Annotated in this window: 22 protein-coding genes and 4 tRNA genes; 2 read left to right on the forward strand and 24 right to left on the reverse strand. The window is 37.6% G+C overall.

Annotated elements, in window-relative coordinates; translation table 11 throughout:
• Position 1: 1 nt before the first annotated feature.
• From rplX to rpsJ, 13 genes are read right to left on the reverse strand one after another with little or no spacing between them, the layout of a single operon-like run.
• On the reverse strand, positions 2–244 hold the full coding sequence (rplX, locus tag FC72_RS07405; RefSeq protein WP_057766342.1) for a 50S ribosomal protein L24: 243 nt from the start codon (positions 242–244) through the stop codon (positions 2–4).
• 32 nt (positions 245–276) lie between these two features.
• Entirely contained in the window at positions 277–645 is a 369-nt protein-coding gene (rplN, locus tag FC72_RS07410) for a 50S ribosomal protein L14 (protein WP_057766345.1), read from the reverse strand.
• A gap of 29 nt (positions 646–674) precedes the next feature.
• Positions 675–950: a 30S ribosomal protein S17 gene (gene rpsQ / locus FC72_RS07415; RefSeq protein WP_057766347.1), complete on the reverse strand. Its 276-nt coding sequence runs from the start codon at positions 948–950 to the stop codon at positions 675–677.
• Between the two features lie 23 nt (positions 951–973).
• Positions 974–1,168, reverse strand: a complete 195-nt coding sequence (rpmC, locus tag FC72_RS07420) for a 50S ribosomal protein L29 (RefSeq protein WP_057766349.1) — start codon at positions 1,166–1,168, stop codon at positions 974–976.
• Positions 1,158–1,589 (reverse strand): 50S ribosomal protein L16, encoded by a 432-nt coding sequence (gene rplP / locus FC72_RS07425; protein WP_057766351.1) that lies wholly within the window; start codon positions 1,587–1,589, stop codon positions 1,158–1,160. Before rplP ends, rpmC begins: the two co-directional genes overlap by 11 nt.
• Before the next feature lie 3 nt (positions 1,590–1,592).
• Complete coding sequence (rpsC, locus tag FC72_RS07430; RefSeq protein ID WP_057766353.1) at positions 1,593–2,264, reverse strand: 30S ribosomal protein S3; 672 nt, start codon at positions 2,262–2,264, stop codon at positions 1,593–1,595.
• 17 nt (positions 2,265–2,281) lie between these two features.
• A complete protein-coding gene (rplV, locus tag FC72_RS07435; RefSeq protein WP_057766355.1) occupies positions 2,282–2,635 on the reverse strand; it encodes a 50S ribosomal protein L22 in 354 nt (117 codons plus the stop codon).
• Between the two features lie 20 nt (positions 2,636–2,655).
• On the reverse strand, positions 2,656–2,934 hold the full coding sequence (rpsS, locus tag FC72_RS07440) for a 30S ribosomal protein S19 (protein ID WP_057766357.1): 279 nt from the start codon (positions 2,932–2,934) through the stop codon (positions 2,656–2,658).
• Positions 2,935–2,968: 34 nt separating this feature from the next.
• Positions 2,969–3,802, reverse strand: a complete 834-nt coding sequence (gene rplB, locus FC72_RS07445) for a 50S ribosomal protein L2 (protein ID WP_057766359.1) — start codon at positions 3,800–3,802, stop codon at positions 2,969–2,971.
• Positions 3,803–3,818: 16 nt separating this feature from the next.
• Positions 3,819–4,106, reverse strand: coding sequence for a 50S ribosomal protein L23 (rplW, locus tag FC72_RS07450; RefSeq protein ID WP_057766361.1), 288 nt, complete (start codon positions 4,104–4,106; stop codon positions 3,819–3,821).
• On the reverse strand, positions 4,106–4,729 hold the full coding sequence (gene rplD / locus FC72_RS07455) for a 50S ribosomal protein L4 (RefSeq protein WP_057766363.1): 624 nt from the start codon (positions 4,727–4,729) through the stop codon (positions 4,106–4,108). Before rplD ends, rplW begins: the two co-directional genes overlap by 1 nt.
• Before the next feature lie 17 nt (positions 4,730–4,746).
• The gene (gene rplC / locus FC72_RS07460) at positions 4,747–5,382 is read right to left on the reverse strand and encodes a 50S ribosomal protein L3 (protein WP_057766365.1); all 636 of its coding nucleotides are present in this window, start codon (positions 5,380–5,382) and stop codon (positions 4,747–4,749) included.
• 31 nt (positions 5,383–5,413) lie between these two features.
• A complete protein-coding gene (rpsJ, locus tag FC72_RS07465) occupies positions 5,414–5,722 on the reverse strand; it encodes a 30S ribosomal protein S10 (protein ID WP_057766367.1) in 309 nt (102 codons plus the stop codon).
• 291 nt (positions 5,723–6,013) lie between these two features.
• Between rpsJ and FC72_RS07470 the strand changes: the two genes are divergently transcribed.
• The gene (locus tag FC72_RS07470; protein WP_057766369.1) at positions 6,014–7,168 is read left to right on the forward strand and encodes a CPBP family intramembrane glutamic endopeptidase; all 1,155 of its coding nucleotides are present in this window, start codon (positions 6,014–6,016) and stop codon (positions 7,166–7,168) included.
• A 47-nt stretch (positions 7,169–7,215) separates the two neighbouring features.
• Here the strand turns inward: FC72_RS07470 and fusA are convergent, their stop codons facing one another.
• From fusA to rpsL, 3 genes are read right to left on the reverse strand one after another with little or no spacing between them, the layout of a single operon-like run.
• Positions 7,216–9,312 (reverse strand): elongation factor G, encoded by a 2,097-nt coding sequence (fusA, locus tag FC72_RS07475; protein WP_057766370.1) that lies wholly within the window; start codon positions 9,310–9,312, stop codon positions 7,216–7,218.
• A 34-nt stretch (positions 9,313–9,346) separates the two neighbouring features.
• Positions 9,347–9,814 carry a 30S ribosomal protein S7 gene (rpsG, locus tag FC72_RS07480; RefSeq protein ID WP_057766372.1) on the reverse strand — a complete coding sequence of 156 codons (468 nt, stop codon included), beginning with the start codon at positions 9,812–9,814 and terminating at the stop codon, positions 9,347–9,349.
• Between the two features lie 42 nt (positions 9,815–9,856).
• Positions 9,857–10,270 carry a 30S ribosomal protein S12 gene (rpsL, locus tag FC72_RS07485; protein ID WP_057766375.1) on the reverse strand — a complete coding sequence of 138 codons (414 nt, stop codon included), beginning with the start codon at positions 10,268–10,270 and terminating at the stop codon, positions 9,857–9,859.
• 218 nt (positions 10,271–10,488) lie between these two features.
• Here rpsL and FC72_RS11165 point away from each other — a divergent pair, with 218 nt between their 5' ends.
• Positions 10,489–11,148: a prepilin peptidase gene (locus FC72_RS11165; protein WP_057766377.1), complete on the forward strand. Its 660-nt coding sequence runs from the start codon at positions 10,489–10,491 to the stop codon at positions 11,146–11,148.
• On the opposite strand, the gene FC72_RS07495 is transcribed toward FC72_RS11165, so the two are convergent.
• The 8 genes from FC72_RS07495 to FC72_RS07530 all read right to left on the reverse strand — a co-directional run bounded on the left by FC72_RS07495 (position 11,134) and on the right by FC72_RS07530 (position 22,674).
• Positions 11,134–11,949: an alpha/beta hydrolase gene (locus FC72_RS07495; RefSeq protein ID WP_057766379.1), complete on the reverse strand. Its 816-nt coding sequence runs from the start codon at positions 11,947–11,949 to the stop codon at positions 11,134–11,136. The genes FC72_RS11165 and FC72_RS07495 overlap by 15 nt on opposite strands.
• Before the next feature lie 79 nt (positions 11,950–12,028).
• Positions 12,029–15,694, reverse strand: a complete 3,666-nt coding sequence (gene rpoC / locus FC72_RS07500; RefSeq protein WP_057766381.1) for a DNA-directed RNA polymerase subunit beta' — start codon at positions 15,692–15,694, stop codon at positions 12,029–12,031.
• Positions 15,695–15,722: 28 nt separating this feature from the next.
• The gene (gene rpoB / locus FC72_RS07505) at positions 15,723–19,352 is read right to left on the reverse strand and encodes a DNA-directed RNA polymerase subunit beta (protein WP_057766383.1); all 3,630 of its coding nucleotides are present in this window, start codon (positions 19,350–19,352) and stop codon (positions 15,723–15,725) included.
• A 245-nt stretch (positions 19,353–19,597) separates the two neighbouring features.
• Entirely contained in the window at positions 19,598–22,090 is a 2,493-nt protein-coding gene (locus FC72_RS07510) for an ATP-dependent Clp protease ATP-binding subunit (RefSeq protein ID WP_057766385.1), read from the reverse strand.
• A gap of 213 nt (positions 22,091–22,303) precedes the next feature.
• Positions 22,304–22,377 (reverse strand) — tRNA-Pro (locus tag FC72_RS07515).
• Positions 22,378–22,395: 18 nt separating this feature from the next.
• Positions 22,396–22,467, reverse strand: a tRNA-Gly gene (locus tag FC72_RS07520).
• A gap of 4 nt (positions 22,468–22,471) precedes the next feature.
• Positions 22,472–22,544, reverse strand: a tRNA-Thr gene (locus FC72_RS07525).
• 47 nt (positions 22,545–22,591) lie between these two features.
• Positions 22,592–22,674 (reverse strand) — tRNA-Leu (locus FC72_RS07530).
• Positions 22,675–22,762 lie beyond the last annotated feature (88 nt).

Here is a 22,762-nt window from a genome sequence, read left to right on the forward strand (position 1 = left end):
CTTACTTATCTTCTTTATCAGTTGATTTCTTTACAACTTTTACGTTAGTTGCGCTAATAGGTTTCTCAACATCAGCGATTCCGCCTTGAGGTTGTGTATTACTTGGTTTTGAATGTTTCTTAACAACATTCACACCTTCAACGATAACTTTGTTTTCACTTGGCAAAGCCTTTTTAACTACACCTTGTGTTCCCTTGCTATCACCGGCAATAACTACAACATTGTCTCCAGTTTTTACAAACACTATTCAGCACCTCCTGAATTATATTGATCTTTTTATAGAACTTCTGGTGCTAATGATACGATCTTCATAAAATCATTATCACGTAATTCACGAGCAACAGGTCCGAAAATACGAGTTCCTCTAGGTGTCTTATCAGCGTTAATAATAACCGCAGCATTTTCATCAAATCTGATGTAAGAACCATCTGTACGGTGAGCACCGGATACAGTTCTTACGATAACTGCCTTAACGACGTCACCTTTTTTAACAACGCCACCTGGTGTTGCTTGTTTAACAGTGGCAACAATAACATCTCCGATGTTAGCTGTCTTACGGTTTGAACCACCAAGAACTTTAATAGTTAGAATTTCACGAGCTCCAGAGTTATCTGCAACTTTTAGACGACTTTCTTGTTGAATCACTTCTTGGTCCTCCTCTCATCAGTTTTAAACTAGATAATAACTGCTTTCTCGACGATATCTAATAAACGGAAGCGCTTTGTCTTTGACAAAGGTCGAGTTTCCATGATACGTACAACATCATTAACCTTAGCTTCGTTCTTTTCATCTTGAACGTAGTACTTCTTTGAATATCTAACACGTTTCTTATAAACTGGATGATTCTTATATGTTTCAACTAAAACAACAATTGTTTTATCCATCTTATCTGAAACAACGCGTCCTTGATATACTTTACGACTATTACGGTCTGTTTGATTTTCGCTCAACTTGATATCTCCCTTCCTGTTTATTATTTATCGTTGTTCTTTTGGTTTTGAACAGTTCTTAATCTTGCAATATTTTTTCTAACAGCGTTTAAACGAGCTGTGTTTTCCAATTGGCCTGTAGCTTGTTGGAAGCGCAAGTTGAAAAGTTCTTCTTTATATTCTTTAACTTTATCTTGTAATTGAGCAGCAGTTAGCTCTTTGATTTCACTAGCCTTCATCAGCGCCACCTACTTCCTCACGTTTTACAAACTTTGTTCTAACTGGCAACTTGTGAGATGCAAGTCTTAGGGCTTCACGAGCAACTTCTTCAGGAACTCCACCAATTTCAAATAAAACTTTCTCACGTTTTACTGGGGCAACCCAACCTGCAGGTGCACCTTTACCAGAACCCATACGAACTCCAACACCTTTTGCAGTGTATGATTTATGAGGGAAGATTTTAATCCAAACCTTACCACCACGCTTCATGTAACGAGTCATAGCAACACGGGCTGCTTCGATTTGTCTATTAGTGATCCAGCTTGAGTCAAGTGACTTCAAACCATATTCACCAAAATCAACATTCTTACCACCTTTAGCTTCTCCGCGCATCTTTCCACGGAACTCACGACGGTGTTTTACACGTTTTGGTACTAGCATAGATTATTCTCCTTTCTCTTCGTTTTTTGCATCTTTATGTTCTGGCTTAGCTGGAAGAATTTCACCACGGTAAATCCAAGTTTTAACACCCAAGTTACCATATGTAGTTGCAGCTTCTACCCAAGCATAATCGATATCTGCACGCAATGTGTGTAGAGGAACAGTTCCTTCTGTATGCCATTCTCTACGAGCCATATCAGCACCGTTTAAACGACCAGAAATTTGTACCTTAATACCTTTTGCACCTGCACGTCTTGAGCGTTGAACAGCTTGACGTTGTGCACGTCTAAATGCAATACGTGCTTCTAGTTGACGAGCAATGTTCTCACCAACAAGTTTTGCATCTAAATCAGGTTTCTTAATTTCAATAATATTAATATGAATGTTTCTGTTAACTAATTTGTTTAGTTCGTTACGTAATTTTTCAACTTCAGAACCACCCTTACCGATAACCATTCCTGGTTTTGCGGTATGAATTGAAACTGTCACGTTCTTTGCAGTACGTTCGATCTCAATTCTTGATACGGAAGCATTTGAAAGTTTATCTTCAATATACTTACGAATTCTAAGGTCTTCATGTAAAAATGTTGAAAAGTCTTTTTCTGCGTACCATTTTGCATCCCAGTCACGAATAACGCCGACACGGAATCCAACTGGATTAATCTTTTGACCCACTCAAATTACCTCCAATACTAATTTTTTTCACTTACTACGACTGTAATACTACTTGTTCTCTTATTGATTGGTGATGCTGAACCCTTAGCTCTTGGGCGGAAACGCTTCAAAGTTGGTCCTTCATTAACGAATGCTTCGCTAACAAATAGGTTTTGGGCATCTAAATCAAAGTTATGTTCTGCGTTTGCAATTGCTGACTTAAGAGCTTTAGCAATAATTGGAGAGCCTGCTCTTGGTGTGAATTGCAAAATTGCAAGTGCCTCAGCAGCGTTCTTGCCTCTTATTAAATCAATAACAAGGCGAGCTTTGCGAGGTGCAATACGAACATTTTTTACTCTGGCTGTTGCAGATGTAATTTCTTGTTCTGCCATCTTTTAAGTCTCCCTTCTTATTACTTCTTTGTCTTCTTGTCGTCAGTAGCATGACCATGGAATGTACGTGTAGGTACGAATTCGCCTAACTTATGTCCAACCATGTCTTCTTGGATGTAAACTGGAACGTGCTTACGCCCATCATGAACTGCGATTGTATATCCTACGAAATTAGGAAAAATTGTTGAACGTCTTGACCATGTCTTGATAACTGATTTCTTTTCAGTATCTGCTTGTGCTTCGATCTTTTTCATCAAATGTGCATCAGCAAATGGTCCTTTTTTTAAACTACGACTCATCTTTTGTCCTCCTTATATTATTCTAATGAAATAATTACTTACCTTTTCTATGACGAACGATAAGTTTTTCAGATTTGGCATGTGATGAACGAGTCTTCTTACCCAAGGTCTTCTTACCCCATGGTGACATTGGTGATGGATGACCGATAGGAGCTTTACCTTCACCACCACCGTGTGGGTGATCGTTAGGGTTCATAACTGAACCACGAACTGTAGGTCTGAATCCTTGCCAGCGTTTACGACCAGCTTTACCAATCTTGATCAATTCGTGTTGTTCATTTCCAATAGCACCAACTGTTGCACGGCACGTAGAAAGAATCATACGAACTTCACCTGAAGGTAAACGTAGTAATGAATACTTACCATCTCTACCAAGTAATTGAATTGATGTACCAGCAGAACGACCTAATTGGCCACCCTTACCAGGCTTTAATTCAACGTTGTGAAGAATTGTACCAACTGGAATGTTTTCTAGTGGAAGTGCGTTACCTGGCTTGATATCTGCATCAACACCTGATTCAACAACTTGTCCCACTTCTAGACCCTTAGGAGCTAAGATATATGACTTAACACCATCTGAGTAGTGTAGTAATGCAATATTAGCTGTACGGTTAGGATCATATTCAATTGACTTAACTGTAGCTTTTACACCGTCTTTTAATCGTTTGAAATCAATAACACGGTACTTTTGTTTGTGACCACCGCCACGATGACGAACTGTAATATGACCGTATGAGTTACGACCAGCTGTATGGCTTTGTGATTCTAAAAGTGTCTTTTCTGGAGTTGTCTTAGTGATCTCTGAAAAGTCAGAACCAGTCATATTACGACGACCGTTTGTGGTTGGTTTATACTTGATAATCGCCATTATTTGACCTCCTTATTTATTCTTCATCAAAAATCTTAATTTCATCTGAATCATCTGTAAGAGTAATGATAGCCTTACGACGTTTTGCTGTTGTACCAACATAACGGCCTTGGCGCTTCTTCTTACCAGAAACATTCATGATATTTACTTTTTTAACTTTAACACCGAAAATTTCTTCAATGGCTTGTCTTACAAGAACTTTATTTGCGTCAAGTGCAACATCAAATGTGTATTTCTTGTCGCTCATAGCGTCCATTGAGCTTTCAGTAATAACTGGGCGAATAATTACGTCTCTTGCACTCATTATCCAAGCACCTCCTCAATCTTAGAAAGTGCTGCTTTTGTAACAACTAACTTATTAACGTTAATAACGTCAAGTACGTTTACACCTTCTGGTGCAACAACGTTAACTTTATCAATATTTCTTGCTGATAAAGCAACGTTATCATTACCATCTTCAACAACTACAAGAACTTTATTATCAGCACCTACTTTGTTAAGTAATTGTGCAAAATTCTTTGTACTTGGTTTGTCGTATGAAATTGAGTCAATAACGATTAGGTTACCGTCAGCAGCCTTTTGTGAAAGTACAGACTTCAATGCCAAGCGGCTAACTTTTCTAGGAAGACGATATGAATAAGATCTTGGTGTAGGGCCGAATACGACACCACCACCTACCCATTGAGGGGATCTGATAGAACCTTGACGAGCACGTCCAGTTCCCTTTTGGCGCCATGGCTTCTTACCACCACCACGAACTTCAGAGCGGTTTTTAACATCATGTGTACCTTGTCTTAATGAGGCACGTTGCATAATAACTGCATCTGTAACTACGTTGTTGTTTGGTTCGATACCAAAGATTGAATCATTTGCTTCTACAGTACCGTTCTCAGCACCGCTATCTTTATAAGCTGTGATTTTTGTCATAACTCATTTCCTCCTTCCTATTTTTGATTAGCTTTAACAGCTGTTTGAATTTTAACTAATGAGTTGTTTGCTCCGGGTACATTACCCTTGATCATGATTGCATTACGTTCAGCATCAACTTTTACAATTGCAAGATTTTGTGTTGTAACACGGTTATTACCCATGCGTCCTGGCAACATCTTACCCTTGAAAACACGGTTAATGATAGCACCCATTGAACCGGCAACACGGTGATATCTTGAACCGTGAGTTTCTGGTCCACGAGCTTGTCCAAATCTCTTAATGTTACCTTGGAAACCGTGTCCTTTTGAAATACCTGTAACGTCGACAATATCACCTGAATTAAAGGTATCAACTTTTACTTCTCCACCTAATTCATAATCTCCCATTTCAACATCGCGGAACTCGCGAATATAATGTTTAGGAGTTGTGTTTGCCTTTTCTGCATGACCTTTGGCAGGTTTGTTTGTCAATACTTCGCGACGATCTTCCAAACCTAATTGAACAGCCTCGTAACCATCTGTTTCCACTGTTTTAACTTGCATAACAACGTTTGGTTCAGCTTCAACAACTGTAACTGGAACTAATTCGCCGTTTTCAGTGAAAATTTGAGTCATTCCGACTTTTTTACCAAGAATTCCTTTTCTGGCCATGTTTGCACCTCCAATAATTTATTTTTAATAATTATAATTTAATTTCAATATCCACACCAGATGGTAGATCCAACTTCATTAGTGAATCAACTGTCTTTGGTGATGGGTTAACAATGTCAATAAGTCTCTTATGTGTACGCATTTCGAATTGCTCTCTAGAATCCTTATGCTTATGTGGTGAACTCAACACTGTATATAGTGAACGTTCTGTAGGCAATGGAATTGGACCTGAAATAGTTGCTCCAGTTCTATTTGCTGTTTCCACAATTTTGTCAGCTGATTGATCTAGAATACGATGTTCATAAGCCTTCAAACGAATGCGAATTTTTTGACTTGCCATGGGGTTACCTCCTTTTTGTCTCTTTCAAGATGACCGGCTCCGTGAAAATATCCGCCAGCCCTGCCGTGGCAAAGCGGCCGGGTGTGTCGCAACCTCTCACTTCTAAGCCGTCGATATTTATTTAAATACCAATAGGCGCGTACTTCTCCTGGAAATAAGCACTTTTATAATAATACACGATTATTTTGTCATTTTCAAGACTATTGAGGATATTAAATTGAAAACTTTGTTCAGATAATTTTGAAATGAAATATGCGATAATTAAACCTAGATATTAATAAGGAGGTTTTCATGTCCTATCAAACTAAAGATACTTTTAAATCCATCTTTAATATTCAAATCTTTATTAACGCATTTATCATCTTAGGGTTTGGTATACAGCAAAAAGAGACTGGATATTTCATCTTGGCTATCTTTAATCTATTAGGATTACTCATCTATGATAGTTCTAATAGGAAGAAACTAGTCAAGTTTAACCGATTTATCCAAATCATTGTCCAAACTTTTATTATTCCACTGGTCATATCTTACCTGATTCGATCAACAATTTACAATTGGAATTCAGGTTTGATCTATATCATCCTCATATATGGCATCGTAATGTATATTCCCTACTCGATAGTTTTAATAGGAGAAATCAAAACTTCCATCATGCGACTGTTGATCACACCATTATTGTTCATCTTTAATGGTGTGAGTTCTTTTGATATTATGACGATGAATACAAATGTAGCTAACAATCAACTAATTAAAGTACTTTCGAATTCCTCATTCTTGGGTGCTTTGACTTTTTCGACAATAATTTTAACTGCAATGCTTGCTTGGGGATACAACTTACCAAAGATTAATCTTTTAACTAAAAACAATTGGAAACTGTCAGTCTTGATATTTATTTTTAGTACTTGGTTCATCGTTTGGAATGCACTCAGTAACGGAAGTAACTGGCTAAATCTATTAACTTCCTATAATTTTTCCGCAAACTTCACTTTAGAAAATGTTTTAGGAGGATTGGAAGCAGGAATTGCTGAAGAACTAACCTTTCGCTTTACATGTTTAACAATTCTTATATCTATTTTTAAACGGAACACTTTCAAAAATTATTATGCAGTATTCTTTAGTAGTTTAATGTTTGGACTGATCCATCTGCCTAATGTTAGTTCTGGTCAAAGTTTAGGAAACACATTGATACAAATTATATTTGCTTTTGCACTAGGGACATTTCTATCTGCTTTATATCTATACACTAACAACTTCTTATTACCCGTTATATTTCATTCATTGATGGACATTTTAGTCTTCGCATCATCCAATAGCCAGATTATGATTGGTAAAGTTACTTCAGGTGATTACTTATTTACTATTGTAGAATCTCTTATATTCATATCTATAGCTTTATTACTTTTACGAAAAGCTCATAGTAAAAATGAGTTACATTTTTATTTTTAAACGCAAAAAAAGCAATCTGATTAATCAGATTGCTTTTTAATTTACTATTATTCTTCAGCGTTTCCGCCATTCTTCTTAATAATATCAGCTTGAATTGACTTAGGAACTTTTTCGTAATGGTCAAATACCATTGTGAAAGTACCACGGCCTTGTGTTGCTGAACGAAGTGTTGTAGCATAGCCGAACATTTCTGAAAGTGGAACGAATGAGTTAACGAGTTGAGCGTTACCACGAGCTTCCATACCTTCAACACGTCCACGACGAGCTGTTACTTGTCCCATAACATCACCTAAGTAATCTTCTGGAGTAACAATTTCAACCTTCATAATAGGTTCAAGAATTACAGCACCAGCTGACTTAGCAGCATTACGTAAAGCAATTGAAGCAGCGATCTTGAAGGCAGCTTCTGATGAATCGACTTCGTGATATGAACCATCATATAACTTAGCCTTAACATCGATCAATGGGTATCCAGCAAGAACACCATTTTCCATTGATTCCTTCAAACCTTGTTCAACTGAAGGGATGTATTCACGAGGAACAACACCACCGACAATAGCATCTTCGAATTCGAAGCCTTTTCCTTCTTCATTAGGTGTAAATTCGATCCATACGTCACCATATTGACCTTTACCACCAGATTGACGAACGAATTTACCTTGAGCACTTGTTTGTTGTGTAAATGTTTCACGATAAGCAACTTGTGGCTCACCAACTTTACATGCAACCTTGAACTCACGTTTCATACGGTCAACCATGATATCCAAGTGAAGTTCTCCCATTCCGGCGATCAATGTTTCACCAGTTTCAGGGTTTGTTTCTGCTTGGAAAGTAGGATCTTCTTCAGATAGCTTTTGGATAGCAATATCCATCTTGTCTCTATCTTCCTTTGAATCAGGTTCGATAGAAACTTGGATAACTGGATCTGGAATATCCAATGATTCAAGAATCAATGGATCATCAGGATCAGTTAATGAATCACCAGTTGTAGTATTCTTCAAACCGATAACAGCAGCGATATCACCTGAGAATACTTCTGGGATTTCCTTACGGTGGTTAGAATGCATTTGTAGCAAACGACCAACACGTTCACGCTTGTCTTTTGTAGCGTTAAGAACGTATGAACCAGATTCTAGTGAACCTCTATATACACGGATGTATGTTAGACGTCCAACGAATGGATCAGTAGCAATCTTGAAAGCTAAACCAGCAAATGGCTTGCTATCATCAGCAATTAATTCAACTTGGCTATCATCGTTAGGGTTTGTAGCATTGTAAGGACGAACATCAAGTGGTGATGGAAGGTAATCAACAACAGCATCCATCAACATTTGAACACCCTTGTTCTTGAAGGCAGAACCAGCAAGTACAGGGAAGAACTTCAAGTCGATTGTTGCTTTTCTAATTGCCTTACGTAGTTCATCATTGCTAATTTCAGCACCATCAAGGTATTTTTCCATGATGTCATCGTCAACATCAGCAACTGATTCAACTAACTCAGCACGTTTCTTCTTTGCTTCTTCAAGGTAGTCATCAGGAACATCAACAGTATCCCACTTTGTACCTAGCTCATCTTCGTCATAAAGATCAGCTTTCATTTCGATCAAGTCGATAACACCTTCAAAGTGATCTTCAGCACCGATAGGCATTTGGATCGCATGAGCGTTAGCATCTAGTCTTTCATGAAGTGTTTCTACAGAATAGTCAAAGTTAGCACCGATTTTATCCATCTTGTTAACAAAGACGATACGAGGAACACCGTATGTTGAAGCTTGACGCCAAACATTTTCAGTTTGAGGTTCAACACCTGATTGAGCATCAAGAACAGTAATGGCACCATCTAGAACACGTAATGAACGTTCAACTTCGATTGTGAAGTCAACGTGTCCTGGGGTATCAATAATATTGATACGGTTACCTTTCCATTCAGCTGTTGTAGCAGCTGATGTAATAGTAATACCACGTTCTTGTTCTTGGGCCATCCAGTCCATTTGTGAAGCTCCATCATGAGTTTCACCAATTTTATGGATTTTACCTGTATAGTACAGAATACGTTCTGTAGTTGTTGTCTTACCGGCATCGATATGAGCCATGATACCAATATTACGAGTATCTTCTAATGGAAATTCACGTTTATTAGCCATTAAAAATTGTTTCTCCTCTCAAATATACTAGATTCTACCAGCGATAGTGAGCAAATGCACGGTTGGCATCGGCCATCTTATGTGTATCTTCACGTTTCTTAACAGCTGCACCTGTGTTGTTAGCTGCATCCATGATTTCGTTTGCTAGACGTTCGTCCATTGTGTGTTCACCACGTAGACGAGCATAGCTAACGATCCAGCGTAGTCCTAGTGTTGTACGACGATCTGGACGTACTTCGATAGGGATTTGATAGTTAGAACCACCGATACGGCGAGCCTTAACTTCAAGAACTGGCATAACATTGTTCATTGCTTCTTCAAACACGTCCAATGGTTCGTTACCAGTTTTGTCTTTGATAATATCAAATGAACGATACAAGATTGATGAAGCAGTTCCTCTCTTACCATCGTACATCAAGTGATTAATTAAACGAGTTACTAATTTTGAGTTATACATTGGATCTGGCAAAACATCGCGTTTTGGAGCTCTACCTTTACGCATATTAAATTCCTCCGTTATTACGTTATTATTTCTTAATTATTATTATTTCTTGGGCTTCTTTGCACCATATTTTGAACGACTTTGCATACGTCCATCAACACCGGCAGTATCTAAAGCACCACGAACAACGTGATAACGAACACCAGGTAAATCCTTTACACGGCCACCACGGACAAGAACAACACTATGCTCTTGTAAGTTGTGTCCAACACCTGGGATGTATGCTGTAACTTCAATAAGGTTTGAAAGTCTAACACGGGCATACTTACGTAAAGCTGAGTTAGGCTTTTTAGGTGTCATTGTTCCGACACGAGTTGCAACACCACGTTTTTGTGGAGCTGGGTTCTTTGTAGCAACTTTCTTCATACTGTTGTAACCGAAGTTTAAAGCAGGTGAATTTGACTTCGAACCGACTGACTTACGGCCTTTACGAACTAATTGATTAATTGTAGGCATTAAAAGTTTCCTCCTAAAAATTTAAGTACACACATCCAGGTGGTTCACAATTTTTGAAAAATAATAAACCACGTTAGTGGTGTACATTATGAGCTTATATTCAAATAACAATTTACCTTGCTGCCAATAAAAGCACGTCTATTAGAATATCATCTAAAAATGACTATGTCAATGCAACTAATGGATGATTTACGTAATTTATTTTGAGGTGATAAAAGATGAATTATGTTTTCCATCTAATAATTTTTACATTGGGCACAAGCATCGTGTCTTTTCTAACAGTAATAGCTCATGAATATCCACACATAAAACCAACTAGACGTTCAAAATGTGATGTTTGTCAAAGAACATTGATGTGGTTTGAAATAATTCCCATCTGGAGTTATCTAATTAGTAAAGGTAAATGCAAAGTCTGCGGAGAAGCAATCAACAAATTATATCTACTCACAGAAATTGCAGGTGGAATTTTTTTACTGGCAGCATCGTTAACGCACCAAGATCTAATCTTTGTAACTTTAATATTTACTGTTCTTACCCTTTTAGCAATCAGTGATTACATCTATGGTTATGTTTACTTATCACACTACCTGCTGTTCGTTCCGATTATCATCATAAGCAACCAGCACCTATATTTTATCCCAGCTTTACTAATTTATACACTTCTAAATTTAATTAATTACATATACAAAGGCATTGGTCTTGGTGATATCGAAATACTAAGTATTCTTGCATTGTTATTAGGACTTGATATGACTCTGAAAATTATTCTTATGGCATGTTTTTTGTGTCTACATTATTTTATTTTTAAAAAAAGGAACGAATTCAGATTCGTTCCTTACATTACTTTCTCAACATTTATACTTCTAATCTTTAGGTAAAATTCCTCTAACCTTCAACCAATTCATACATAATTCCCACCACGCTGCATTAGCAAAGTTTACATTTTCATCATTACCCTCTTTTGTAACATAAGTGGCTAAAGAAGATCCGTGTCCACCTGAAGCAAATAAATGCAATTCATATGGAATCTTCAACAATTCCATTTTTTGAGCATAGATCAAAGAATTCATAACAGGAACTGTTTTATCTGTGACAGTTTGCCAAATAAAAGTTGGCTTAGAATTTATATTCAAATGTTCTTGAGCTTGCCAATACAAAATATCGGAACTAATTTTGACCGCCCAATCCTCCTTAGGCCATCCCAAAGTCAGGTCGATAACTGGATAGCCAATGATATTAGCGGCAGGTTGAACTTCAATTTCATCATCAAATATTTTTTTGCACATCTCTGCGTCAGTCATCAAGGAATTAAAGTTAGCAACAATATGACTTCCAGCTGAAAATCCCACCAATAAGACCCTATCCAAATCGACTTTATGTTCAACAGATTGTCCTTTTATCCAGTTAAGTAAAGTAGCTAATTCCTGTAAGACCAGCGGATAAACTGATTTCTCATCACCTACTAGTGGATAATCAAATACAATCGCATGCATTCCTTCTGATGCAAACTTTAATGCGATGGGTTGAGCTTCTCTTTTGGTGATAAATTTATAAGCACCACCGGGACAAATTATTGCTAATGGTTTATTTGGTTCATTTTCCAAATCACCTATTGGATCAAGCCAGTATGTATCAATTTCAAATTCACTATCACGAAAATTCAGTCGCTGTCTAGTCATAATCTTCCTCCTTTTATACTGAAAAAATATCACATTTACTACATAAAAAAAAGACAACCAAATGGTTGTCTTTTTTAAATTATTCACCGTGATTTGTTGCATCTTCGGCTTTCATTTGAGCTTCAATATCAGAAATTGTATATGCTCCATTGATTGAGTTATCAGCCATAGGACCAGTCTTCTTTGGTTCCATGTGGTTATACTTAGCCATACCTGTACCGGCAGGAATAAGTTTACCAATAATAACATTCTCTTTAAGTCCAAGAAGTGGATCATTCTTACCTCTGATTGATGCATCAGTAAGAACTCTTGTTGTTTCCTGGAAGGAAGCAGCTGACAAGAAACTATTTGTTTCAAGTGAAGCTTTAGTAATACCAAGTAGAACTGGACGTCCAGTTGCAGGTACACCACCGTTGAACAATGTTTCACGGTTATGATCTGTAAACTGAGAAATATCCATTAATTGACCTGGTAGAACATCTGTATCACCAGGGTCAAGAATTCTGATCTTACGTAGCATTTGTCTGATCATAACCTCGAAATGCTTATCAGAAATATCAACACCTTGCATACGGTAAACCTTTTGAACTTCAGCAAGTAAGTAGTTTTCAGTTGTTTGAACATTTGTAACTTTGATCAATTCCTTAGGATCAATTGAACCTTGTGTTAACTTACCACCACGGTCAACATGGTCACCTTCGGCAACCGCAACACTTGATGTATAAGGAACACTATATGATCTAGTATCAATGTCACCTTCAACAGTGATCTCTTTAGTACGTTCAGCAGGATTTTCATCGATTGCAGTAACAGTACCGTCAACCTCAGAAATAACTGCAAGACCTTTAGGGTTTCTAGCTTCAACGATTTCTTGAACACGAGGAAGTCCTTGTGTAATATCATCTCCACCAGCAACACCACCGGTATGGAAGTTACGCATAGTAAGCTGTGTACCTGGTTCACCGATTGATTGAGCAGCAACAGTACCAACTGCTTCACCAATTTCAACTTCTTCACCAGTAGCAAGGTTTCTACCGTAACATTTCTTACATACACCATGTTTTGTATCACATGTAAATGCTGAACGAATTGTTACTTCTTTAACACCTGCGTCAACGATCTTTTGAGCCAAGTTTTCGTCCATAAGTACTCCACGAGCAGCAAGAACTTCACCTGTTTCAGGATCTTTGACAGTCTTTTGTGTATAACGTCCAACTAGACGGTCATACAATGGTTCGATCATATCTGTACCTTCCATAATTGAACTTACTAGAAGTCCACGGTCAGTACCACAATCTTCTTCACGTACGATAACATCTTGGGCAACATCAACTAGACGACGTGTTAAGTAACCTGAGTTAGCAGTCTTCAAGGCTGTATCGGTCATACCTTTACGAGCACCGTGGGTTGACATGAACATTTCCAAAACAGATAGTCCTTCACGGAAGTTAGAAATAACTGGAATTTCCATCATACCACCGTTAGGGGCAGCCATAAGTCCACGCATACCTGCTAGCTGAGTAAAGTTTGAGATGTTACCACGGGCACCAGAGTCCGACATCATTGAGATAGGGTTTGTTGGATCAAAGGAGTCGATCAATAGTTGTTGAATTTCATCCTTTGTATCGTTCCAAACACTGATAACACGATCATGTCGTTCTTCGTCTGTGATAAGTCCACGACGGAATTGCTTAGAAATTGAAGCAACTTGTTTGTGGGCTTTTTCAATGATTTCAGGTTTTTCAGTTAAGTTAGGAACATCAGTAACACCAACTGTTAAACCAGAAAGTGTACAAATTGTGTAACCTAATTCCTTCATATCATCAAGCAATGAAGATGTTCTTTGAACACGGTATGTCTTAAAGATTTGGGCAATGATATCACTTAGATAACCACTCTTCAATGGGTCAACAAGATCCATTTCATCAAGTTTATCTTGAATATTTTCACCCTTGTCTAGGAAGTACTTATCAGGAACACCATGTACTAAGTTGTCATCAGTTGGTTCATTCAAGTATGGGAAGTCTTCAGGAAGAATTTCGTTGAAGATAACTTTACCAACACTTGTAACCATGATCTTGCTTCTTTGTTCATCTGTGAATGGTTTATTTGGCATTGATGCAACAGATAAACCAATTCTTGTATGGTAATGAACATCACCATTTAGAAGTGCTGTTTGTACTTCATTTGCGTCTGTAAAAATCTTACCTTCACCAGTCATATGTCTTGTTTCAATTGTTAGATAATAGTTACCTAAAACAACGTCCTGTGATGGTGTAACGATAGGTTTACCATCTTTAGGAGCAAGAATATGGTGAGCAGCAAGCATTAACATACGTGCTTCAGCTTGAGCTTCATCTGATAGAGGAACGTGGACAGCCATCTGATCCCCATCAAAATCGGCATTATAAGCTTCACAAGCTAGTGGGTGAAGACGAATTGACTTACCATCAACCAATACTGGTTCAAAGGCTTGAATACCAAGTCTATGAAGTGTAGGGGCACGGTTAAGTAGAACTGGACGTTCTTTGATTACATCTTCAAGTACATCCCAAATATCATCATCTTGACGATCGATTTTTCTTCTAGCGTTTTTAACGTTTGAAGCAATCTCACGTTTAACTAATTCATGCATTACAAATGGTTTAAATAATTCCAAAGCCATTTCACGAGGTAATCCACATTGATAGAACTTCAATGTAGGACCAACATCGATAACTGAACGTCCTGAATAGTCAACACGTTTACCAAGTAAGTTTTGACGGAAACGTCCTTGCTTACCTTTAAGCATGTGTGAAAGTGACTTCAATGGACGGTTACCAGGTCCTGTAACAGGACGACCACGACGACCATTATCGATCAAGGCATCAACAGCTTCTTGAAGCATTCTCTTTTCATTTTGAACAATGATGTTAGGTGCATGTAGATCCAACAATCTCTTCAAACGATTATTACGGTTGATAACACGACGATACAAATCGTTCAAATCAGATGTGGCAAAACGACCACCTTCTAGTTGAACCATTGGTCTTAAATCTGGTGGGATAACGGGAATAGCTTCCATTACCATCCACTCAGGTTTGTTACCTGATTTAGCGAAAGCACTAAGAATATCCAAACGTCTAATAGCACGTGTACGTTTTTGACCTTGGGCAGTCTTAAGTGTTTCACGTAATTCTTTAATATCTGTTTCCATATCAACTTGGCTAAGAAGGTCTCTAATACCTTCGGCACCCATCTTAGCAACGAACTTGTTACCAAATTCTTCACGTTTCTTACGGTATTCAGATTCTGTAAGTAGTTGTCTCTTTTCTAGATCTGTTTCACCTGGATCGATAACTACGTATGAAGCAAAGTAAATTACTTCTTCAAGGTTTCTTGGACTCATGTCCAAAACAAGACCCATACGTGATGGGATTCCCTTGAAGTACCAGATATGTGTAACTGGTGCAGCTAATTCGATGTGAGCCATACGTTCACGACGAACTTTTGAACGAGTAACTTCAACACCACAACGGTCACAAACAATACCCTTATAACGAATACGTTTGTATTTACCACAGGCACATTCCCAGTCTTTAGTTGGTCCAAAAATTCTTTCATCGAATAGACCATCTTTTTCTGGTTTCAAAGTACGGTAGTTGATTGTTTCAGGCTTTTTAACTTCTCCATAAGACCAGCTACGAATCTTGTCAGGAGATGCTAAACCTATTTGCATACTTTCAAATTTATTAACGTCTATCAAAAGGTATCCTCCCTAATCACTATTTTGACTAGTTTTCTGATTTTGTACGTGAGTCAGCAGTTGAATCTTGTGATTCTTCCAACTTCTTGGCTTCTTCTTCTGCACGTTTTTCTTCTTGTTGTTTTGCGAGTTTAGACAATGCGTCAATACTTACAGTATCGTCATCTTCATCCATATCTCTCAACTCAATTTCTTTGTTATGAGAGTCTAAGACCTTCATATCAAGACCTAGAGCTTGCAATTCTTTAACAAGAACACGGAATGATTCTGGAACACCTGGTTTAGGAATACTTTCACCCTTAACAATAGCTTCATAAGTCTTTACACGACCTACGATATCATCTGACTTGTATGTCAAAATTTCTTGTAGAGTATAAGCGGCACCATAGGCTTCAAGAGCCCAAACTTCCATTTCACCAAATCTCTGTCCACCAAATTGTGCTTTACCACCAAGTGGTTGTTGAGTAACTAGTGAGTATGGTCCGATTGAACGAGCATGAAGCTTATCATCAACCATGTGGGCTAATTTCATGTAGTACATGACACCAACAGCTACACGGTTCTTGAATGGTTCACCAGTACGTCCATCATAAAGGATCGACTTACCATCTGAATCCATATCAGCTTCTTTAACAATATCCCAAAGCTCATTATCTTGAACACCATCAAAAACAGGTGTTGCAACGTGAATTCCAAGTTTTCTTGCAGCCATACCTAAATGAAGATCAAGTACCTGTCCAATATTCATACGAGATGGAACACCCATTGGGTTCAAAAGAATATCAACTGGTGTACCATCTGGCATATAAGGCATATCTTCTTGAGGTACAACGATTGAAACAGTACCTTTATTACCATGACGTCCGGCCATCTTATCACCGACTTGGATCTTACGTTTTTGAGCAATATAAACACGAACCATCATGTTAACACCTGGATCCAATTCGTCGCCAGCTTCACGAGTGAAGACCTTAACGTCTTGGATAATTCCACCACCACCATGTGGTACACGAAGTGATGTATCACGAACTTCACGTGCTTTTTCACCAAAGATAGCATGTAGCAATCTTTCTTCGGCTGATAATTCTGTAACACCCTTAGGAGTTACCTTACCAACTAAGATATCACCGTCACGAACTTCAGCACCGATACGGATAATACCGAATTCATCAAGATCTTTAAGTGATTCTTCACCGACATTAGGAATTTCACGAGTAATTTCCTCAGGTCCAAGTTTTGTATCACGTGCTTCTGATTCATACTCTTCAATATGAATTGAAGTATAAGCATCTTCACGAACTAATTTTTCTGAAAGTACGATAGCATCTTCGTAGTTATACATGTTCCATGTCATAAAGGCGATCAATGGGTTTTGTCCAAGAGCTAATTCACCATTTTCCATTGCAGGACCATCGGCAATAATATCTCCAGATTTAACTTCTTCACCTTTTCTAACGATAGGTTTTTGGTTATAACTCTTACCGTTATTTGAACGACGGAACTTAGTTACTTTATATTCATCAATTGTGCCATCATCATTACGTTTGATTGTAATCTTCTTAGCATCAACATATTCAACAACACCATCATTCTTAGCAATAAGTGCAGCACCAGAATCATGGGCAGCAATATATTCCATACTTGTACCAACTAGTGGTGCATGTGGATTAACCAAAGGAACAGCTTGACGTTGCATGTTAGCACCCATCAAGGCACGGTTAGAATCATCATTTTCCAAGAAAGGAATACATGCCGTAGCAACTGAAACTACTTGCTTAGGAGAAACGTCCATGTAATCGACTTTTTCTGGTGTAGTTTCAATATTGTCATCTTTTTTACGAGCCAAAATTGTATCATCAACAAATCCACCATCATCATCAACAAATCCACCATCATCATCAAGAGGTGTATTAGCCTGAGCAACAACATAGTTATCTTCTTCATCAGCTGTTAAATAATCAATTTTGTTTGTAACTTTATGTGTATCCCATGAAACACGACGATATGGTGTTTCGATGAAACCATATTCATTAATAATGGCATAACTAGCCAAGTTATTGATAAGTCCGATATTAGGTCCTTCAGGTGTTTCAATAGGACACATACGGCCATAGTGAGTATAGTGAACGTCACGAACTTCATATCCGGCACGGTCACGAGTCAAACCACCAGGTCCAAGAGCAGATAGACGACGCTTGTGTTCTAGTTCTCCAAGTGGGTTTGTCTGATCCATGAACTGTGACAATTGTGATGAACCAAAGAATTCCTTGATTGAAGCAACAACTGGTCTAATATTGATCAATTGTTGTGGTGTAACGGTTGCTGAGTCTTGAATTGACATTCTTTCACGAACAACACGTTCCATACGTGACAAACCAATACGGAATTGGTTTTGAATTAATTCACCAACTGAACGAATACGACGGTTACCCAAGTGATCAATATCATCAGTAGTACCAATATCTTCTTTAAGGTTCAAGAAGTAGTTGATACCAGCCAAGATATCAGCAGGTGTAATAACACGAAGTTTAGCATCAATATGACCATTACCGATCATGTTAACAACTTTTTCGTTATCAGCTTCTGAATAAACTTTAATAATTTGAACAGTAATTGGATCAGTTAAAACACCTTCATCAGATGGTTGAAGTGTTACAGTCTTGAAATCATCACGTTTCAAGTATGGACTCAATTTGTTCATAGCTCCACGGTCAAGAACTGTATCTTTAGCCAAGATAACTTCACCTGTATCAGGATCAGCAAGTGTTTCAGCCAATGTTTTGTTCAAAAGTCTTGTTTTTAGATTAAGCTTCTTGTTGACCTTGTAACGACCAACAGCAGCCATATCATATCTACGTGGATCGAAAAATCTAGCATATAGCAATGAACGAGATGAATCAGCCGTCTTAGGTTCACCAGGACGGAGTCTTTCATAAATATCCTTCAATGCTTCTTCAACACGAGAATCACTTGTATCTTTATGTACATCTTTTTCAAGTGTTAAATTCAAAGTATCATTTTCACCAAAGATATCAAGAATCTCAGAATCAGCACCAAATCCTAAAGCTCTGATCAATTCAGAGATAGGTAGTTTTCTAGTTCTATCAATTCTAACGTATCCTAAACCTTTAGCATCTGTTTCAAATTCCAACCAAGCACCACGGTTAGGGATAACTGTAGTACCAAAGTTGATACGACCATTTTTGTCAGTATCTGAATTGTAATAAATACCAGGTGAACGTACCAATTGAGAAACAATAACACGTTCGGCACCATTAATAATAAAGGTACCTTGTTCTGTCATAATTGGGAAATCACCAAAGAAAACATCTTGAGTTTTGATCTCGCCTGTTTCATGGTTTGTTAATTTCAATGTGACATGCAATGGTGCTGAATAATTAGCATCATGTTGTCTTGCCTCTTCAACTGTGTACTTAGGTTCTAGCAGTTTATAATCAACGTACTCTAATGAAAGATTTCCACCGAAATCATCAATAGGCATTACGTCATCAAACATATCTTTAAGTCCTTCATCTAAGAACCAGTTATAAGAATTTGTTTGAATGTCTATCAAATTTGGCAGTGGAAGTACTTCCTTGATCTTTGCATAACTACGACGAACACGGTGTGCACCATAATTAACGTTATGATAAGTCAAATTTTTCACCTCAACATATAATTTGTTCAAACGCTGACCGAATATTACATTTTCGTTACAAATTGCAAGAAAACGTTTTTATACCTTAATTTTAGGCAAAAAAAAACCAAAAATAGAATTCTAAATTCTACTTTTGCTTTTTCTATACGGTATAGCCACGGACAATAGATCGCGACTAACGTTTTGAACTTTGAATCTCACAAAAGATAATACTACCTATAAATAACATTGTCAATAGATAGGAATTAGTGTGTGAGTGACTTTTCATTCTTCTTTTTATTAGTTGAAACCGTTACTGTTAGTTTGCCTTGTTTTGAGCCAACTTTGATCGTATCGCCTTCAACTACTTTATTCATAAGTAATAGTTCACTTACGGGATCTTCAATTTCTCTTTGAATGGTTCTTCTCATTGGACGAGCACCATATTCTGGATTATAGCCATCTTTAACCAAATCACTATATGCTGCTGGTGAAATAACGAGTTGGATCTTACGATCCTCAAGACGTTTTCTCAAGTTACCACTCATGATCTTAGCAATAGCTTTCAATTGATCACGGTCTAATGACTTAAAGACGATTGTTTCATCAACACGATTCAAAAATTCAGGTCTGAAGAATTTCTTTAATTCTGTATTGATCCTGTTTTGCATTTCCTTATAGTCATCTTTAACATCCTTAGCACCAAAGCCAACTGACTTGTCTTCTTGCAATGCGCGAGCACCTAAGTTAGAAGTCATAATAATGATTGTATTACGGAAATCTACTTTTCTACCCTTAGCATCAGTTAAAATACCATCATCTAAGACTTGCAATAAGATATTAAATACATCTGGATGAGCCTTTTCAACTTCATCAAGCAAAATAACTGAATAAGGTTCATTTCTAACTTTTTCAGTTAATTGCCCACCATCATCAAATCCAACATATCCTGGTGCTGAGCCGATCAATTTAGAAGTACTGTATTGTTCCATATATTCTGACATATCAACACGAATCAAATTATCTTCAGAACCAAACATAACTTCAGCAATTGATTTAGCAAGTTCAGTTTTACCAACACCTGTAGGTCCTAAGAACATAAATGAACCAATTGGGCGATCTGGATCTTTCATACCACTTCTTGCACGACGAATAGCACGAGAAATTGCACTAATGGCATCATTTTGACCAATAACGCGTTTATGAAGTTCTTTTTCAAGATTCAATAGACGCTCACTCTCTTTACGAGTGATTTGTTTAACTGGAACACCAGTCCATTCAGCAATAATCTCAGCAACATCATTAACCTTTACTACTGGTTGTTTTGCATGTCCTGTTTCTTTTGCTTCTTTTAATTCAGCAATTTTTTCTTGAATATCTTGTTCTTTTTCACGAATCTTAGCGGCTTTTTCAAAGTCTTGATCCAAAATGGCATTATTCTTGTCATCGATCAACTTCATTGATTGAGCAGTTAGATCATCTAAATCATTATTTTTAGAAACATTATGAATTCTTACTTTAGCTGAAGCTTCATCAACAAGGTCAATGGCCTTATCTGGTAAGAAACGATTTGTTAAATATCTTGTTGAAAGTTTAACAGCTGCTTCTATAGCTTCATCAGAAATAATTAAACCATGATGTTGTTCATATCTTGGGCGCAATCCCTTTAGAATCTCAACAGATTCATCTTCAGTTGGTTCTTCCACTACGATCTTAGCAAAACGACGCTCTAAAGCACTATCTTTTTCAATATACTTTTGATATTCATTCAATGTTGTAGCACCTATCAATTGAAGCTCACCACGTGCTAAAGCTGGTTTTAGAATATTTGAAGCATCGATAGCACCTTCAGCACCACCAGCACCGATCAAAGTATGCAATTCATCAATAAACAAAATAACATGCTTATCTTTATAAATTTCTTCAATAATTTTCTTTAAACGATCTTCAAATTCACCACGATACTTAGTACCAGCAACTAATGAACCCATATCAAGCATCATGATACGTTTATTTTGCATATCAAGTGGAACTTCTTTTTTAACGATATAACTAGCTAGACCTTCGGCGATAGCTGTCTTACCAACACCAGGTTCACCAACTAGAACAGGATTGTTCTTAGTTCTACGGCTTAAGATCTGGATAGTTCTCTCAACTTCTTTTTTACGTCCGATAACTGGATCGATTTGATTTTCAGCCGCGATCTTAGTTAAATCACGTGCTAAAGAATCAAGTGTTGGTGTACCTGCAGTTTGCTTCTTTTTGTTACGAGCAGCAATGTTAGCAGCCATACCACGAGCACCACTCTTACTGGACATTCCCATCTTATTAAGAAGTAAGTTCTTTGTCTTAGTTAAACTAAGTCCCAAATTAGTCAAAATACGATTTGCTAAATTATCAGTATCATCTAAAATAGCCAACAAAATATGTTCTGTTCCTATACGACTAGTATTGTATTGATCAGAAACATCTTGTGAGTTAGCAAGAATCTTTTGCCCTTTAGGTGAATAAGGTAGGTAAATGCCTTTAGCGGTATTAGATGAGACATCTCCATAGCCAGTTAGATGTTCAATTTCTTCTTCAACATCACGCTCACTAACGGCGAGATCTCTCAAAGTAATACCGGCTATACCATCATTCTCCATAGTCAAACCTAGGAGGATATGCTCAGTACCAACAGCATTATGATGAAATGTTTTAGCCTGCTCTTGAGCTAAAACAAGTGCGTTCTTTGCGCTTTCGGTAAATACTTTGTCCATTTTAACTACCTCGACTTATAAATTTCTTGGTGTAGAAAGTATAATTCTGTTATGTAAAAATGCAAGTGATTTAACTTATAGGCCAGTTAAGTACTTTGCTTACATTTCTTAACTACTATTATTACATATTTATTGTAATCTCATTAGTAATCAGCATAAATAAAAAAGATCATCGTCTTCTAAAGTAAGAAACGATGATCTATCTTTTATTTATCGGGAAAACAAGATTCGAACTTGCGGCCTCTACGTCCCGAACGTAGCGCTCTACCAAGCTGAGCTATTTCCCGATACTGTATTAATAATGAAGCGGAAGACGGGATTCGAACCCGCGACCCCCACCATGGCAAGGTGATGTTCTACCACTGAACTACTTCCGCATAATGCCGACTAGAGGATTCGAACCTCCGACCCCCTGTTTACAAGACAGATGCTCTGCCAACTGAGCTAAGTCGGCATCAAGTAATGACTTATAAAACCTAATTCAATAACAACTTATTGAAATACGGGTGAAAGGACTTGAACCTTCATGTCCACTGGACACTAGAACCTAAATCTAGCGCGTCTGCCAATTCCGCCACACCCGCAAAACTACATATCCATTAAGCAAATTGCTTAATGGAGGATACAGGGATCGAACCTGTGACCTCCTGCTTGTAAGGCAGATGCTCTCCC

This window comes from Companilactobacillus tucceti DSM 20183 (assembly GCF_001434665.1).
GTDB classification, from domain to species: domain Bacteria; phylum Bacillota; class Bacilli; order Lactobacillales; family Lactobacillaceae; genus Companilactobacillus; species Companilactobacillus tucceti.